This window comes from Massilia sp. IC2-278, assembly GCF_020708045.1.
Lineage (GTDB): Bacteria > Pseudomonadota > Gammaproteobacteria > Burkholderiales > Burkholderiaceae_D > Telluria.
In genome coordinates this window covers 24,514-39,002 of record NZ_JAJFES010000015.1, presented here as the reverse complement: position 1 = coordinate 39,002, position 14,489 = coordinate 24,514, and the positions used below count along the sequence as shown (strand labels likewise).

At 66.9% G+C, this 14,489-nt stretch carries 16 protein-coding genes; 12 read left to right on the top strand and 4 right to left on the bottom strand.

Features of this window, described 5'->3' with window-relative positions; all coding sequences use genetic code 11:
• Nucleotides 1-16: 16 nt before the first annotated feature.
• The 3 genes from LK540_RS20920 to rpiA form a co-directional block, all read right to left on the bottom strand.
• On the bottom strand, nucleotides 17-700 hold the full coding sequence (locus tag LK540_RS20920) for a hypothetical protein (RefSeq protein ID WP_229439257.1): 684 nt from the start codon (nucleotides 698-700) through the stop codon (nucleotides 17-19).
• A gap of 156 nt (nucleotides 701-856) precedes the next feature.
• On the bottom strand, nucleotides 857-1,192 hold the full coding sequence (locus LK540_RS20915) for a hypothetical protein (protein ID WP_229439256.1): 336 nt from the start codon (nucleotides 1,190-1,192) through the stop codon (nucleotides 857-859).
• Between the two features lie 28 nt (nucleotides 1,193-1,220).
• Nucleotides 1,221-1,898, bottom strand: a complete 678-nt coding sequence (gene rpiA / locus LK540_RS20910) for a ribose-5-phosphate isomerase RpiA (protein WP_229439255.1) — start codon at nucleotides 1,896-1,898, stop codon at nucleotides 1,221-1,223.
• A gap of 232 nt (nucleotides 1,899-2,130) precedes the next feature.
• Here rpiA and LK540_RS20905 point away from each other — a divergent pair, with 232 nt between their 5' ends.
• From LK540_RS20905 to LK540_RS20860, 10 genes are all read left to right on the top strand, one after another.
• Nucleotides 2,131-3,345, top strand: coding sequence for an efflux RND transporter periplasmic adaptor subunit (locus tag LK540_RS20905; RefSeq protein ID WP_229439254.1), 1,215 nt, complete (start codon nucleotides 2,131-2,133; stop codon nucleotides 3,343-3,345).
• Nucleotides 3,345-4,106 (top strand): ABC transporter ATP-binding protein, encoded by a 762-nt coding sequence (locus LK540_RS20900; protein ID WP_229439253.1) that lies wholly within the window; start codon nucleotides 3,345-3,347, stop codon nucleotides 4,104-4,106. The genes LK540_RS20905 and LK540_RS20900 overlap by 1 nt, the downstream gene beginning before the upstream one ends.
• Nucleotides 4,103-5,326 carry an ABC transporter permease gene (locus LK540_RS20895; protein ID WP_229439252.1) on the top strand — a complete coding sequence of 408 codons (1,224 nt, stop codon included), beginning with the start codon at nucleotides 4,103-4,105 and terminating at the stop codon, nucleotides 5,324-5,326. The genes LK540_RS20900 and LK540_RS20895 overlap by 4 nt, the downstream gene beginning before the upstream one ends.
• A 28-nt stretch (nucleotides 5,327-5,354) precedes the next feature.
• Nucleotides 5,355-6,257 carry an alpha/beta fold hydrolase gene (locus tag LK540_RS20890; protein WP_229439251.1) on the top strand — a complete coding sequence of 301 codons (903 nt, stop codon included), beginning with the start codon at nucleotides 5,355-5,357 and terminating at the stop codon, nucleotides 6,255-6,257.
• On the top strand, nucleotides 6,257-6,778 hold the full coding sequence (locus tag LK540_RS20885) for a hypothetical protein (protein WP_229439250.1): 522 nt from the start codon (nucleotides 6,257-6,259) through the stop codon (nucleotides 6,776-6,778). The genes LK540_RS20890 and LK540_RS20885 overlap by 1 nt, the downstream gene beginning before the upstream one ends.
• Before the next feature lie 10 nt (nucleotides 6,779-6,788).
• Nucleotides 6,789-7,187, top strand: coding sequence for a VOC family protein (locus LK540_RS20880; RefSeq protein ID WP_229439249.1), 399 nt, complete (start codon nucleotides 6,789-6,791; stop codon nucleotides 7,185-7,187).
• A gap of 76 nt (nucleotides 7,188-7,263) precedes the next feature.
• Nucleotides 7,264-8,043, top strand: coding sequence for a helix-turn-helix domain-containing protein (locus tag LK540_RS20875; protein ID WP_229439248.1), 780 nt, complete (start codon nucleotides 7,264-7,266; stop codon nucleotides 8,041-8,043).
• Nucleotides 8,044-8,065: 22 nt separating this feature from the next.
• Nucleotides 8,066-8,800, top strand: a complete 735-nt coding sequence (locus tag LK540_RS20870) for a hypothetical protein (RefSeq protein ID WP_229439247.1) — start codon at nucleotides 8,066-8,068, stop codon at nucleotides 8,798-8,800.
• Between the two features lie 101 nt (nucleotides 8,801-8,901).
• Nucleotides 8,902-10,290 (top strand): FAD-binding oxidoreductase, encoded by a 1,389-nt coding sequence (locus LK540_RS20865; protein ID WP_229439246.1) that lies wholly within the window; start codon nucleotides 8,902-8,904, stop codon nucleotides 10,288-10,290.
• 77 nt (nucleotides 10,291-10,367) lie between these two features.
• The gene (locus tag LK540_RS20860) at nucleotides 10,368-11,516 is read left to right on the top strand and encodes a sensor histidine kinase (RefSeq protein ID WP_229439245.1); all 1,149 of its coding nucleotides are present in this window, start codon (nucleotides 10,368-10,370) and stop codon (nucleotides 11,514-11,516) included.
• Between the two features lie 9 nt (nucleotides 11,517-11,525).
• Here LK540_RS20860 and LK540_RS20855 read toward each other — a convergent pair whose 3' ends face one another.
• Nucleotides 11,526-12,413, bottom strand: a complete 888-nt coding sequence (locus LK540_RS20855) for an alpha/beta hydrolase (RefSeq protein ID WP_229439244.1) — start codon at nucleotides 12,411-12,413, stop codon at nucleotides 11,526-11,528.
• Nucleotides 12,414-12,561: 148 nt separating this feature from the next.
• Here LK540_RS20855 and LK540_RS20850 point away from each other — a divergent pair, with 148 nt between their 5' ends.
• Together LK540_RS20850 and LK540_RS20845 are read left to right on the top strand one after the other, a co-directional pair.
• The gene (locus tag LK540_RS20850; protein ID WP_229439243.1) at nucleotides 12,562-13,674 is read left to right on the top strand and encodes a sensor histidine kinase; all 1,113 of its coding nucleotides are present in this window, start codon (nucleotides 12,562-12,564) and stop codon (nucleotides 13,672-13,674) included.
• A gap of 1 nt (nucleotide 13,675) precedes the next feature.
• Nucleotides 13,676-14,419 carry a LytTR family DNA-binding domain-containing protein gene (locus LK540_RS20845; protein WP_229439242.1) on the top strand — a complete coding sequence of 248 codons (744 nt, stop codon included), beginning with the start codon at nucleotides 13,676-13,678 and terminating at the stop codon, nucleotides 14,417-14,419.
• The last annotated feature ends 70 nt before the right edge of the window (nucleotides 14,420-14,489 follow it).

Genomic DNA, 14,489 nt, shown 5'->3' with positions numbered 1-14,489 from the left:
GAAGAAGTACGCCGGATCAGGCTTCTACCGTACGCGCACCGGCCAGCGCCGGCGCCTTGAAGCGCAGCAGCACGCTTTGCGCCGTCACCATCGCCAGGTAGCCCACGCATTCGGCCATCTCTTCCAGCACTTCCGAACGCTTGACCAGGTCGCGCGCGAAACTCGGCAAGTGGCCTTCGCCGATGGTCGAGCCGAGCGCGGCGCCGAGCACGATGAGCACGCACAGCCAGGGGAAGGCGCGGTGCGCGACGATATTCTTGAGGTGGCGGTGCACGCCGCGGCGCCAGCCAATGGCCAGGGACGCCAGCACCAGCAAGCCGGCCACGAAGGGGACCGCCGGCCGGTAGGGCAGGATGCTCGACGAGTAGACCGGACCGTCGGGGGTAAAGCCCAGCGGCGGCAGGAACACGGCGCCCCAGCTCAGTTCGCGGCCGGCAAGGATCATCCAGATCGGAATCGCGCACAGGGCCAGCGCCGAGCGCACATCGTTCGGGCCGCGCAGCCAGGCGCGCGCGGCAAAGAACAGGCCGGCCAGCAAGACCACGACCTGGGTATTTTCCACGACGCCGTTTTCCCAGCCCCAATCCACCGGCACCATGCGCGAGAGCGGATAGCAAAGGAAGAGGCACAGCAGCAGGAAACGCTGGAGGTAGATGCGGCGTGGGTCGATCCGGTCGAATTGGGCGGAAAGTGGATTCATGGATAAAAGGAGGAATCGGCAGGCCGAAGAGCCCGCCAAAAATGACTGGTCAGTCACTAAACCTGCCAATATACACGATTCATTCGGAGGCTTCACATCGACTTGCGCCTCGGCAAGCATCAGGAAAGCAACAGCCTTCCCGAAGCCGGCACGGTCTTACATCTTGCGGCACTGGCGCAGCTCGCAGCGCGCCATGAACACCTTGCCGTCGGCACATTGCATGCGGTAGACCTCGACCGGTCCTTCCGCGGTCACCAGCCCGGCGCCGCCGGTGCCAAGGCAGGCATGTTGCCGCGCCAGCTGCTCGACCGTGTTCGACGACACGCCCACCCGGTAGGGAACGCGCTCGATCGGCACGCCATTCGCGTCGGCCAGGCCCGCCGCGGGGGCACGGCTGGACGCCGGCGCCGCGGCCGCCGGCATGGGACTGGACCTGAACATCGCGCAGCCACCCACCAGGACCAGGGCCGTCAGCGCCAGCAGTCGTTTCATCGCGTCTCCGTGGAATGAACAGTCAGGATCAGAAGGACAGGGTCTTGACGCCGTCGGCGGTGCCGAGCAGGCAGACGTTGGCGCCGCGCTGGGCGAACAGGCCGACCGCGATCACGCCGACGATGCCGTTGATCTGGGTTTCCAGCGCCACCGGATCGGCGATCGCCAGGCCGGCCACGTCGATGATCTCGCCGCCGTTGTCGGTGATGAAGGCATCGGTGCTGCCTGGCTTGGTGCGCAGGCGCGGCTGGCCGCCGAGCGCCGCCAGCCGGCGGATCACGGCCGCGCGCGCCATCGGGATCACTTCCACCGGTAGCGGGAAGTTGCCGAGCGTCGGCACCAGTTTCGAGCCGTCGGCGATGCACACGAATTGCTTCGACACCGAGGCGACGATCTTTTCGCGCGTGAGGGCCGCGCCGCCGCCCTTGATCATCGCGCCTTCGTCGGTGATCTCGTCGGCGCCGTCGATGTAGACGGCAATCGATTCGACCTCGTTCAGGTCGAACACCGGAATGCCGTGGCCGCGCAGGCGCGCCGCGGTGGCTTCCGACGACGCGACGGTGCCCTTGATGCGGTCCTTGATCTTCGCCAGCTCGTCGATGAAGAAGTTGGCCGTCGAGCCGGTGCCCACGCCGATGATTTCGCCCTCGACCACGTAGTCGATGGCGGCGCGTGCAACGGCTTGCTTGAGTTCGTCCTGAGTCATGATGATTCGCCTGGATTGGTAATGGATAAATCGGTAATGAGGGTGACATTCTAGCGGATCGCCCCGCCCTTCTTCCGCCTTTCGGCCGGCGCGCCGCCCGGTTCCTGCGCGCCGGCGGCGTGCATATCCGAATTCGCCGCATGCATATCCATAATGCATTGCCGAAACGACAAAAATCTCCGACACTGTTCAAGATTAATCTCTGGCATCGGATTTTGACAGGCAGAACGGAATGAAGATCTTCACGAAGAAACGGGTCATCGTAGCCGCCCTCCTCCTCGGCGCCGGCGCCGTGGCCCTCGCCGTCGCCAGCCGCGGCAAGGAACCGAAGGTGCCGCCGCTGGCTTACCGCGTGGCCACCGTCGACACCGGCAGCATCACCCACACCGTTACCGCCACCGGCACCATCAACCCGGTCGCGCTGATTAACGTCGGCTCGCAGGTCTCGGGCACGGTGGTCGAGCTGAAGGCCGACTTCAACGACCGCGTGAAGAAGGGGCAGGTGCTACTGAAGCTCGACCCCACCATCTTCAACGCCCAGGTCGGCCAGGCGCGCGCCAGCCTGGCCTCGAGCCAGGCCTCGCTCAGCCTGGCCCAGTCCAACTACGAACGCAACCGCCAGCTGGTGGCGCAGAATTTCGTGTCCGGCTCGGCACTCGACCAGTCGCGCCGCGAGCTCGACGTGGCGCGCGCCAACATCCTGCTGGCCAAGGCCCAGGTCGACCGCGCCCAGGCAGACCTCGACAACAGCGTGATCCGCAGCCCGATCGACGGCGTGGTCATCAAGCGCACCATCGACCTGGGCCAGACCGTCGCCGCCTCGTTCAACACGCCGAACCTGTTCCAGATCGCCCAGGATCTCACCAAGATGCAGATCGACACCAGCGTCTCGGAAGCCGACGTCGGGGCGCTGAAGAGCGGCCTGGCCGGACGCTTCGTGGTCGATGCCTATCCGAACCGCGAGTTCAACGCCACCATGCGCCAGTTCCGCCTGGCGCCGAACGTGGTCCAGAACGTGGTCACCTACAACGTCGTGCTCGACGTCGACAACACCGACGAACTGCTGAAGCCCGGCATGACGGCCCAGGTGCGCCTGGTGGTCGACAACCGCCCGAAGGCGCTGCGCATCCCGACCGCGGCGCTGCGCTTCCGCCTGTCCGACGAGGAGCAGGAAAAGGAACGCAAGGCCGAGCGCGAAAAGCAGGATGCGAACAAGACCGCGGCTGCGGTCCCGGCCGCGGCGCCGGACGACGACCTGGCGCTGCAGGACCGCAGCGACACTGCGCGCGTCTTCAAGATCTACAAGCTCGACGCCCGCAACCAGCCCAAGCCGGTGGACGTGCGCATCGGCCTGTCGAACTTCCGCTATACCGAGATCGTGAGCGGCGACCTGAAGGCGGGCGAGCGCGTGGTCACGCGGTCGCTGGCGCCAAGCCAGGGCATGTGATGCATCAGGCCCTGATTGACATCCGCGCCGTCACCAAGAGCTACTTCTCCGGCAGCGTCGAAACCCCGGTGCTGTTCGGCGTCGACTTGCAGGTCGAGCGCGGCGACTTCATCGCGGTAATGGGTCAGTCGGGTTCCGGCAAGTCGACCCTGATGAACATCCTCGGCTGCCTGGACCAGGCGACCGGCGGCGACTACCTGCTCGATGGCGCCGATACCCGGGCATTGAGCCGCGCCCAGCTGGCCGAGATCCGCAACCGCACCATCGGCTTCGTGTTCCAGAGCTTCAACCTCATCAAGCGCATGAGCGTGGCCGAGAACGTGGCGCTGCCGCTGATCTACGCCGGCGTGCCGCGCGGACGCGCACTGGCCAAGGCCGCGACCGAACTCGAACGGGTGGGCCTGGCCGGCTTCGGCAAGCGCACGCCGAACCAGCTCTCGGGCGGCCAGCAACAGCGCGTGGCGATCGCGCGCGCCCTGGTGGGCGACCCGCCGCTGATCCTCGCCGACGAGCCGACCGGGAACCTCGACACGCAAACCAGCGACGAGATCATGCGCGGGTTCCAGGCATTGAACCGCGAACGCGGCATAACCATCGTGCTGGTCACCCACGAACCCGACATCGCGGCCTGGAGCCGGCGCCTCGTGCGCCTGAAGGATGGCCGCGTGCTGTACGACGGCCCGGCCGGGGAAGGCTTGCGCCAGCTGGCCGCCAGCCATGAGCACCTGGCGCATGCGCCAGGCCAGGGGAGCGATGCATGAAGCTCCTGCAAGTGATCGTCGAAGCCTTTCGCTCGATGGCGGCAAACCGCCTGCGCACCGCCCTGACCATGCTCGGCATCGTGATCGGCATCGCCTCGGTGGTGCTGATGCTGGCCCTGGGCGACACCATGCAGCGCTTCATCGCGAAGGAACTGCAGGCGCTGGGCACCAACATGGTTTATGTGTTCCCGGGCGGCGACCGGACCCAGGCCGAGCGCATGCGCAGCGGCGCCGCGCCCTCGCTGACGCTGGCCGACGCCGAGGCCCTCGGCCGCCTGCCGAGTTTGGCGGGCGCCGCGCCCGCGCTGCAGGGCAGCTTCAAGCTCGCGGCCGGCAACGAGACGTCGTCGAGCCTGGTGTTCGGCGTGACGCCGGCCATGTTCAAGATCCGCAACTGGAAGATCGACCAGGGCAGCATGTTCACCGACGACGACGTGCGCGCCGCCTCGCGCACCGTGGTCATCGGCCAGAAGGTGGCCGACCAGTTCTTCTACCGCCTCGACCCGCTGGGGCGCTACCTGCGCATCGAGAACGTGGCGTTCCAGGTGGTGGGCGTGCTGCAGGGCGAAGGGCGCCAGATCGACGGCGGCGACTTGTCGGAGATGGTGCTGGTGCCGATCACGGCGGCGCGCGCCTACATGGTGCGCGGCCCCTTCCCCGACAACGTGCACTACATCGCCGCCCAGGGCCGCTCGGAAGCGCTGATGAACGACGCGGTCGAGGACATGAAGGAAGCGCTGCGCGACCGCCACCGCATCAAGCTCGACGACCCGGACGACTTCCGCGTGCAGAACATGGCGACCTTCGCCGCCACCGGCGCCAAGATCAGCACGGGGATTGCCCTGCTGCTGGGCGTGATCGGCGGGATTTCGCTGCTGGTGGGCGGGATCGGCATCATGAACATCATGCTGGTCTCGGTGACCGAGCGCACCCGCGAGATCGGCATCCGCATGGCGATTGGCGCCAAACCGCGCGACATCCTGCTGCAGTTCCTGGTCGAGGCGGTAGTGATCTGCCTGGCCGGCGCCGCGGTCGGCATCGCGATTGCGGCGGCGGGCGCGGCGGCCGTCACTGCCTTTGCCGACTTCGAGGTGGCGGTCGGCCTGAAGGCCGTGATCGTGGCCTGCGCCTTTGCCAGCGCGGTCGGCGTGTTCTTCGGCTTCTATCCGGCGCGGCGGGCCTCGCGCCTGCTGCCGGTCGATTGCCTGCGCCACGAATAATTATCCAACAACGAACCTGGGGATCTGCATGCGCTTCACACTGCTTTCGCGCCGTACCTTCATCGCCACCGCCCTGGCTGCCGGCGCCGCCCTGCCGCTGACGAATGCGCTGGCCGCGCCTTTCGCCTCGGAACGCATCACGGTGCGTACCGAAGGTTCCGGTCCGGACGTGGTCCTGATCCCCGGCCTGAATTCCTCGCCGCGCACCTGGGCCTCGACGGTCGCCGCCGTGCCGGGCTACCGCTACCACCTGGTGCAGGTGTCGGGCTTCGCCGGCCAGCCGGCGGGCGCCAACAAGGAAGGCAACGTGGCCGCGCCGGTGGCCGAGGAGATCGCACGCTACATCAAGGAAGCGGACCTGAAGGGGCCGGCCGTGATCGGGCACTCGATGGGCGGCACCATCGGCATGATGCTGGCCGCGCGCCATCCGGACAGCTTGTCGCGCCTGATGGTGGTCGACATGTTCCCCTACCTCGGCATGTTCTTCGCCGGCCCGGGCGCGGGCCCCGACAAGGTGACGGCGGTGGCCGACCAGGTTGCCGCCGGCATGCGCGCGGCCTCGCCGGAGCAGCGCCGTACGAACGCCAACGCCACCATCGCCGGCATGGTCGATACCGAATCGATGCGCGCCGGCGCGGTAAGCGATTCAATGAGCAGCGACGCCGACGTGGGCATCCGCGCCTATCGCGAGCTGATCGTCACCAACCTGATTCCCGAGCTGGCGAAAATCACGGTGCCGGTGACGGTGCTCTACGTCCAGCCGAAGACGGTGCCGATCCCGGCCGCCCAGTTCGACGCCGCCTACAAGGGCGCGTATTCGCCGGTAAAGGCGCTGACCCTAACGCGCATCCCGGACAGCGCCCACTTCATCATGTGGGACCAGCCGGCGCGCTTCCAGGCAGAGATGAAGACCTTCCTGAACGCCCGGTAATGCAGCCACTCCTGCTGCGCTTGCGCTATCTGCGCAGCCGCGAAGCGCTGGCGACCGTCGTCCTGCCGGCGATGATCGCCTGGGCGTGGTGGGCCAAGGGAGTCGATGTCGCCTGGCCCCTGCGCACCGCTGCGCTGGCCCTGTTCACCTGGATCCTGGCGCAGGGCACGCTGTACTGGCACCTGAAACTGCGCGCAATCGAGAACGACATCGCACTGCCGCCCTGGTTCCCCCTGGTGTACCGCGGCTTCAAATGGTCGAACCTGATCGCCATCGGTGTCATGCTGGCGGTACTGCTGCTGGCCGACCGGGATGCCTTGACCAACGCCGATCTCGGCTGGACACTGGCCCTGCTCGCGGGCGCCGTGCTGGAGCAGATCAACTATTTCCATTACCAGCTGATGTACGACACGCGCGCCGCGTTTGCTTACCTGCTGCGCCATCGCCGGCTGCGCAAGGCGGCGCTCGGCATCGATATCGTCCGCTCGGCCGCAAAGCCGGCACGTATGGCGCCGGTCTAGGCTACTCGTCATGTACTCGCATGTGTTCGTGGGTGTCGCCGATTTCGAACGCGCCCTGCCATTTTATGCGGCGCTGATGGACGTCCTCGGCAATCCCCTGCGCTTCTGCGACCGCGAGCGGCCATGGGCGGGCTGGCAATCGGAGCCGGGGCCGCGTCCCCTGTTCCTGATCGGCGCGCCGTATGACCGGATGGCGCATGCCGCGGGCAATGGCCAGATGGTGGCATTCATGGCCGCCAGCCGGGCGATGGTGGATGCGGCGCATGAGGCGGCGGTGCGGCATGGCGGCGCAACCGAAGGCGCACCTGGCCTCAGGCCGGAATACCACGCGCATTATTACGCGGCCTATGTCAGGGACCCGGACGGTAACAAGCTGTGCGTCGTATGCCATGACCCAGAATCAGCCTGACCGGAGTCGATTCCTTTCATATTCATCTGTATTCGCGGATATTCATCTTTCAAGTCATGCATGAATGGCAAAGAATATGACTTTCCCATCAATAAAAGGAAAGCGGGTTATGAACTTTGGCGAACGACTGAAACAGATCCGAACCGAGAAAGGACTCACCCAGCCGCAGTTTGCGCAGGCGGCAGGCATCGAGCAATCCTATTTGTCGAAACTGGAAAACGATAAATCCGTGCCCTCGGCCGAGATGTTTTCCACCATCCTCGCCGGCTTGGGAATGGACGAGGCAAGCTTCCTGAAGGAGGTCGACAGGGACGTGCTGTCGACGACGCTCAACCATATTCCCGCCGTGACCCGGTTCACCACGGCGGCAAGCGTCACCCAACTGAAGGATTCGAAGAAGTGGCTGGTTGGTTCCGGCGCGGCCTGGATACTCGGCTTTGCCCTGATGCTGGCCGCGAACGACGGCATTTTCTTTTCCAACAAAATCTACAAATACACCTCGCCCGGCGTGATTCTCAACGGCGAGCCGGAAAACATCTTCGAGAAGCACGACGAAATCGTGGCCCTGAAGATGGCGGCCGGACTCCTGACGCAACCGGAAACGTCGAAGCAGATGGCGGTCTTCCGCAGCGACCGGGCGCGGCCCATGACCGTGGAGTGGCCGGAGAGCCGCGGCACCGTGTATGGCGAGCCGGCGCAAAACGGCCGCCGCCGCTTCGACCTGATCGATACCAGATATGTGCAGGCGCCCGCTAACCGCCTCCTGCAATACATCGGCGCGATCGTGCTGGCCAGCGGTTTCGTCGGTCTGTTCCTGGAATGGCGCCTGCGCCGCCTGAAAACCAAGTTACGTTGATTCGCCAACCCAAGGAGAAACCATGTCGCAGATTCGCACTTTTCTGACCGGCGCAGCCACCATGGCCGCCGCCCTGGCCGCCATCGTCACGCTCACCGGCGCCAAACTCCCCGCCCAGCACGCCAGCTTCGACGAGATTACCGTGGGCCGCATCAACATCGTCGAGCCGGACGGCACCAAGCGCATCATCCTGTCGAACAAGGCGCAGTTCCCCGGCGACTTCCTGCAAGGGAAGGAAGGCGCCCGCCCCGACCGGCGCGACGTTGCCGGCATGTTGTTCATTAACGAAGAAGGCACGGAAAACGGCGGCCTGATCCAGAAAGGCAGCATCGGCGCCGACGGCACGATCGCCTCCGGCCTGTCGCTCACCTTCGACCGATTCCGCCAGGACCAGGCCATGCAGCTCCTCAACAACGACAGCGCCAGCCACCAGATGACGGGCATCCGCATCAACGACGTCCCGAACTTCCAGACGACGTCGATAGACGACTTCGCACGCTTCCGCGAGGAAGCCGGCAAGCTGCCGCAGGCGCAGCAGCAGGCGTACTGGACAAAACTGTCCGAACAGGGCCGCCTCAACAAGAACCGCATCTGGCTCGGGAATACCGGCGACAAGGGCTCGTCGCTGCAGCTGAAGGACGCGCAGGGACGGATACGCATGCTGCTCCTGGTCAGCGCCGACGGCAAGGCCGAGATCCGCATGCTCGACGAACAGGGCAATGTCAGCAAGTCGATCACGCCAACGTCGAAGGACTAACGTCAGCCAGACCTGACCGCGGCCCTTGCCCTGCCTGCTTGCATCCGTCCCCCGCCTTCCTATCATGAAGGTTCGTCAACGAACCGTTGCGGAGGGATGCGATGAACACCGTAGGGGTAAACGAACTGCAGGAACTCCAGGCCGCCATCCGTGGCAGCCTGCTGCTGCCGGGCGAGCCGCAGTACGACGCCGCCCGCGCGATCTGGAACGCGATGATCGACAAGCGCCCGGCCATGATCCTGCGCTGCGCCGGTGCGGCCGACGTGCGCGCCGGCGTCAACTTCGCGCGCGAGCACGGCCTGCCGCTGGCGGTGCGCGGCGGCGGCCACAACATCGCCGGCAGCGCGCTGGTGAACGACGGCATCGTGATCGACATGAGCGCGATGCGCTCGGTGCAGGTCGCGCCCGATGCCAGGCGCGCCTGGGTCGAGGGCGGCGCCACCCTGCGCGACTTCGACCACGAGGCCCAGGCCTACGGGCTGGCGACGCCGCTCGGCATCAACTCCAGCACCGGCGTCGGCGGCCTGACGCTGGGCGGCGGCTTCGGCTGGCTCACACGCAAGCATGGCATGACGGTCGATAACCTGGTGGCGGCCGACATCGTCGTCGCCAGCGGCGAACGCCTGCACGTCGACGGCGCGCACCATCCCGATTTGTTCTGGGCGCTCCGCGGCGGCGGCGGCAACTTCGGCGCCGTCACCAGCTTCGAATTCGCGCTGCATCCGGTCGGCCCGACCGTTACGGCCGGGTTGATCGTGTTCCCGGGATCGCAGGCCGGGCTGGTGCTGAGGAAGTACCGCGATTACGCCGAGGCGCTGGGTCCGGACCTGTCGCTGTGGGCGGTGCTGCGCAAGGCGCCGCCGCTGCCCTTCCTGGCCGAGACCGTGTACGGCACCGACATCGTGGCCCTGGTCTTCTTTTCGCCGCAGCCTTCGCACGAGGTCGAAAGCGCGATCGCCGAGGTGCGCGCCTTTGGCGAGCCGCTGGGCGAACACGTCGGCGCCGTGCCTTATACGGCCTGGCAGCAGGTCTTCGATCCCTTGCTGATTCCGCCGGCGCGCAATTACTGGAAGTCGCACAACTTCAATACGCTGAGCGACGCCGCGCTCGACGTGGTCACCAGCTATGCGGGCAAGCTGCCGTCCGCGCACAGCGAAATCTTCCTGGGCCTGCTCGGCGGCGCGGCAAATACCCATGCGCCGGACGAGATGGCCTATCCGCACCGCGCGGCGCTGTATGCGATGAACGTGCACACGCGCTGGCTCGACCCGCAGGACGACGCCCGCTGCCTGGCCTGGGCGCGCGAGTTCTTCCAGGCGGCGGCGCCGCATGCGGCCGGCGGCGTGTACATCAACTTCCTCAACGAGGACGAGGTCGACCGCATCGCGGAAGCCTACGGCCCGAACTACGCGCGGCTGAAGGAGATCAAGGCGAAGTACGACCCGGACAACCTGTTCCGCAGCAACCAGAACATCCGGCCCGGCGGGTAAAGGCATCGCGCGCCAGCGGATTGCGCCGTGGATTAGTATGGACGGACCGCTTGTCATCCGATCCGGAAGAAGCAGCCATGATGCGCCTGCCCGACTTCATCATTGCCAACATCGAGGCGATACTCGACGACTGGGAGCGCTATGCCATGCAGATCCCGGCGGCGCAGGAGATGGACAAGGATGCGCTGCGCGACCATGCCCGCGAGATGCTGGAAACGATCGTCCGCGACCTGGACACGCCGCAAACGCTTGACGAGCAGAAGCAGAAGTCCGAAGGCGCCGGGCCCGGCAAGGGAAACGAGGGCAAGGAGGAAAGCGCAGCGCAGAAGCATGCCACGGCCAGGATGAAGGCGGGATTCACCGTCGAGGACCTGGTGTCGGAATTTCGCGCGCTGCGCGCCACCGTGTTGCGGCATACCGGGCGCGCGGCCGACACCGAATACCGCACCCACCTCGACGACCTGACCCGCTTCAACGAGGCGATCGACCAGGCGGTTGCCGAGTCGCTTGCGCGGCACTCGTCCATGATCCGCAAATCCCAGGATGTCTTCCTCAGCATCCTGGGACACGATTTGCGCAATCCGCTCGGCGCCGTGACCATGTCGGCCCAGTACCTGATGGGCAGCCAGGGCCTCGAAAGCCGCCATATCAAGGCCGCGGCGATGATCTACAACAGCAGCAAGCAGATGAACACCCTGATCGGCGACCTGCTCGACTTTACCCGGACCCGGCTCGGCCAGGGCATGCCCATGAAGCCGGCAGCGGCGAACATCGCCGAGGTCGCGCGGCAGGCCGTGGCCCAGGCCTGCGCCTTTCATCCCGAGCACCGCATCAGGCTGGAGATGACGGGGCAGCTCGACGGCCATTGGGACGCGGCGCGCATCGGCCAGGTCTTCTCCAACCTGATCGGCAACGCGGTCAAGCATGGCAGCATGGAAGCGCCCATCGACGTGGTCCTGAACGGCGACGACGCCAGCGGGATCGTGGCGACCGTGCACAATGGCGGCGAGCCGATACCCGAGGACGACCTGCCCCGCATCTTCGAGCCGCTGTGCCGCGCATCCACGTCATCGCACCAGGCACGCAACGATTCCGGCCTGGGGCTCGGGCTGTTCATCGCCCGCGAAATCGTCCAGGGGCATGGCGGCGCCCTCACCGTCGACTCGTCCGCGCAAGACGGCACCACCTTCAGCGTGCACCTGCCGCGTGCGCGCCATGGCGCCTGACGGCGGCGCTCAGCGCGGCTTGTCCAGCCAGGCGCGCAGGCCGTGCGTGAACACGAGGGGAAACACGCTGGCGTGGTCTTCGCCCGGGAAGACCTCGAGCCGCGTGCGCAGGCTTCGATAGCGGCGGCTCGTCAAGGCCGAATCGAATTCCTTCAGGTCGGCCACCATGTCGGCGTCTTCTTCCGAACGCGAACGGCGCTTGCCCGGCGCCAGCGTCTCGCGCCCGCCGATACCGAAGTAGACCGAGGCCGGCAAGTCGCGCTGCGCCCTGGCGTACGCCTCTTCGCGCGCGAACAGCACGCCGCGGTCGAACCACAGCGAAGGGCTGCCGAGGATGTAGTGCTCGAAGGTGGCCGGCTTCGTCAACAGGATCTCCAGCCCGAGCAGGCTGCCGTAGGAATGGCCGACGAAGGCCTTGCGCCGCATGTCGGCCCGGTACTGCGCGGCGATCAGGGGGAACACCTCGCCGGCGATGAAGCGGCCATAGGCGCCGGCTTCGCCAAAGGCGGGGGCGCGGCCCGGCATGTCCGACGTATAGGTTTGCAAACGCGGCGTGGAGGGCGTGTAGTCGCGGCGGCGGCTGTAGCCGGGCGTGTCGCCCTTCGCGTACGACAGGCCGACCACGATCGCTTCTTCCATGCCGGCGTGCTTGGCGAGGCGGCTGGCGATGGCGCGCGCCACCGGAAAGGCGTAGTCGGCGTCGGTGACGAACAGCACCGGGTAGCGGCGCTGCGACCTTCCGTAGGATTCGGGCAGCGCCACCAGCAGCTGGTAGTCGCGCTTCAGGCTGGCGGAGTGGATGTCGCGCACCTCGGTGCCGTCCAGCTGATACGGCAAGGGCGCGGCGGCGGCGCCCAGGCAGAACAGGAAAGCCGATGCGAGGATCAGTCGTTTCAAAGGGTGCTCCTGAAAGTGTCGGTATGCGTTGAATTCTGCCGTGCCGCCTGCCTGGCGGCAGCAGCGCAGGGATGAAAACCCGGTTTCGTGTGACGGCCGGGGCAGCGGCAGCGGTCCAACAATTGTTGCCACTGTTATACTTTTGTCGATGAAGGATCGCTCACAACCTGCCCCCATCGCCCCTGTATCCGCCGCCCGGACCATCGCCCTCGCGCTGCTGCTATGGACGGCGATCAGCATGCTCGGCGCGCTGCAAACCTACAGCGACAACCTGCGCGGCGGCATCGACAGCCATTACCCCGCCCTGCTCGCCACCTGGTTCCTCGAATACGCGGTGCCGCTGATCGTGCTCAGCGCCGGCCTGTCGCTGGCGCTGTCGCGCTGGCCCGGCCTCACCGAGCGGCCGCGCCACGTGTTCGCCCTCTTCCTCGGCCTGGTGCTGGTGTTCCAGCCCGCGCAATGGACCTGGATGGCGTGGATGCGCGGCTACCTCGATATCGCCAGCCTCGGCGACGTCTGGCAGTTGCTGCGCAAGATGCTGCTGGTCGGCTGGTTCTCGGCCACTGGCACCTTTGCCGCCGTCCTTGCCCTGCATACCTGGCGCCGCGCGCGCGAACGCGAACTGGCCTGGCAGCGCTCGCAGACCGACATGCTGCACCTGCGCCTGGCGCTGGAAGAGCAGCGCATGCTGGCCCTGCGCGCCCAGCTCGAACCGCACTTCCTGTTCAACGCCCTGAACGCGATCAGCGCCCTGGTGCGCGGCGGCGACACGGCCCTGGCCCTGGGCGGCATCGGCCGCCTGAGCGAGCTGCTGCGCTATGCGCTGGCGGCCAGCACGCGCAGCAGCTCCACGGTGGCCGAGGAGCTGGACTTCGTGCGCGGCTACCTCGATTTGCAGCGCCTGCGCTATGGCGAGCGGCTACAGGTGCGCATCGAAGGCGATGGCCCCCTCCTGCACGACGCCGCCTGCCCGCCCCTGCTGCTGCAGCCGCTGATCGAGAACGCGCTGCGCCATGATCTCGATTGCCGCGCCGGCCCCGGCGACATCCGCTTGAGCTTCGCGCAGATGGGCAACGCCCTGGCGATCCGCGTCACCAACCCGGCCGGCCCCGGCACGCCGGCCAATCCCGGCGCCGGGCTCGGGCTGGCCAACACGCGCGAGCGCCTGCGCCTGATGCACCCGGGCGCCTCGCTGCAGGCCGGGCTGCAGGGCGAACGCTTCGTTGCCGAAGTGCGCCTGCCGCTGGCCGGGGAGGACTAACATGCCCGTACGCTACCTGATCGTCGACGACGAACTGCCCGGCCGCAGCAACCTGCGCCTGGCGATGGACGCCCATCAGGACTGGCAGCTGGTGGCCGAATGCGCCAGCGCCGCAGAGGCGCGCACGGTCCTGGCCAGCCACGAGATCGACCTGGTCTTCCTCGACGTCCAGATGCCACAGGAATCCGGCCTGGTGCTGGCGCACGAACTGGCCCGCCTGCCTGAACCGCCGTTGATCGTTTTTGTGACCGCCCACAGCGCGCACGCAGTCGAGGCCTTCGAGGTCCACGCCCTCGACTACCTGCTCAAACCCGTCGACGATGCGCGGCTGGCCCAGGCCGTGGAACGCAGCGTGGCCCTGCTGCGCGGACGCCAGCGCGCGGCCTATGGCGCGGCCCTGCGCGACTATGCGCATGCGGGCAGGCCGGACCACCTCAACGTGCGCTCGGTCGGACGCATCGAGCGCATCGCCATCGATGAGATCTGCTGGGCCGCATCGGCCGGCAACTACGTCGAACTGCACCTGGCCGCGCGCAGCGTGCTGCACCGGATCACGCTGGGCAGCCTGGAAGCGCTGCTGGCGCCGGGCGCCTTCCTGCGCGTGCACCGCAGCGCCATCGTGCGGCGCGAGCAGATCGCGCGCCTGGACAGCAGCGGCGACGCCAGCTGGCGCCTCACGCTGCGCTGCGGCGCGGTGGTGGCCGTCAGCGAACGCCATCTCGATGCCGTGCGAGCGGCCATGTGACGAAACCCCGCGTGGGCGGGACGACGCTGCTGTTTGCGCCAGTCCGGCGCTCTTATACTATGAGGCCAGC

Excerpts from the sequence above, each read along its gene's own strand:
- LK540_RS20920 (WP_229439257.1), bottom strand. The coding sequence starts at position 700 with ATGAATCCACTTTCCGCCCAATTCGACCGGATCGACCCACGCCGCATC.
- LK540_RS20915 (WP_229439256.1), bottom strand. The coding sequence starts at position 1,192 with ATGAAACGACTGCTGGCGCTGACGGCCCTGGTCCTGGTGGGTGGCTGC.
- rpiA (WP_229439255.1), bottom strand. The coding sequence starts at position 1,898 with ATGACTCAGGACGAACTCAAGCAAGCCGTTGCACGCGCCGCCATCGAC.
- LK540_RS20905 (WP_229439254.1), top strand. The coding sequence starts at position 2,131 with ATGAAGATCTTCACGAAGAAACGGGTCATCGTAGCCGCCCTCCTCCTC.
- LK540_RS20900 (WP_229439253.1), top strand. The coding sequence starts at position 3,345 with ATGCATCAGGCCCTGATTGACATCCGCGCCGTCACCAAGAGCTACTTC.
- LK540_RS20895 (WP_229439252.1), top strand. The coding sequence starts at position 4,103 with ATGAAGCTCCTGCAAGTGATCGTCGAAGCCTTTCGCTCGATGGCGGCA.
- LK540_RS20890 (WP_229439251.1), top strand. The coding sequence starts at position 5,355 with ATGCGCTTCACACTGCTTTCGCGCCGTACCTTCATCGCCACCGCCCTG.
- LK540_RS20885 (WP_229439250.1), top strand. The coding sequence starts at position 6,257 with ATGCAGCCACTCCTGCTGCGCTTGCGCTATCTGCGCAGCCGCGAAGCG.
- LK540_RS20880 (WP_229439249.1), top strand. The coding sequence starts at position 6,789 with ATGTACTCGCATGTGTTCGTGGGTGTCGCCGATTTCGAACGCGCCCTG.
- LK540_RS20875 (WP_229439248.1), top strand. The coding sequence starts at position 7,264 with ATGACTTTCCCATCAATAAAAGGAAAGCGGGTTATGAACTTTGGCGAA.
- LK540_RS20870 (WP_229439247.1), top strand. The coding sequence starts at position 8,066 with ATGTCGCAGATTCGCACTTTTCTGACCGGCGCAGCCACCATGGCCGCC.
- LK540_RS20865 (WP_229439246.1), top strand. The coding sequence starts at position 8,902 with ATGAACACCGTAGGGGTAAACGAACTGCAGGAACTCCAGGCCGCCATC.
- LK540_RS20860 (WP_229439245.1), top strand. The coding sequence starts at position 10,368 with ATGATGCGCCTGCCCGACTTCATCATTGCCAACATCGAGGCGATACTC.
- LK540_RS20850 (WP_229439243.1), top strand. The coding sequence starts at position 12,562 with ATGAAGGATCGCTCACAACCTGCCCCCATCGCCCCTGTATCCGCCGCC.
- LK540_RS20845 (WP_229439242.1), top strand. The coding sequence starts at position 13,676 with ATGCCCGTACGCTACCTGATCGTCGACGACGAACTGCCCGGCCGCAGC.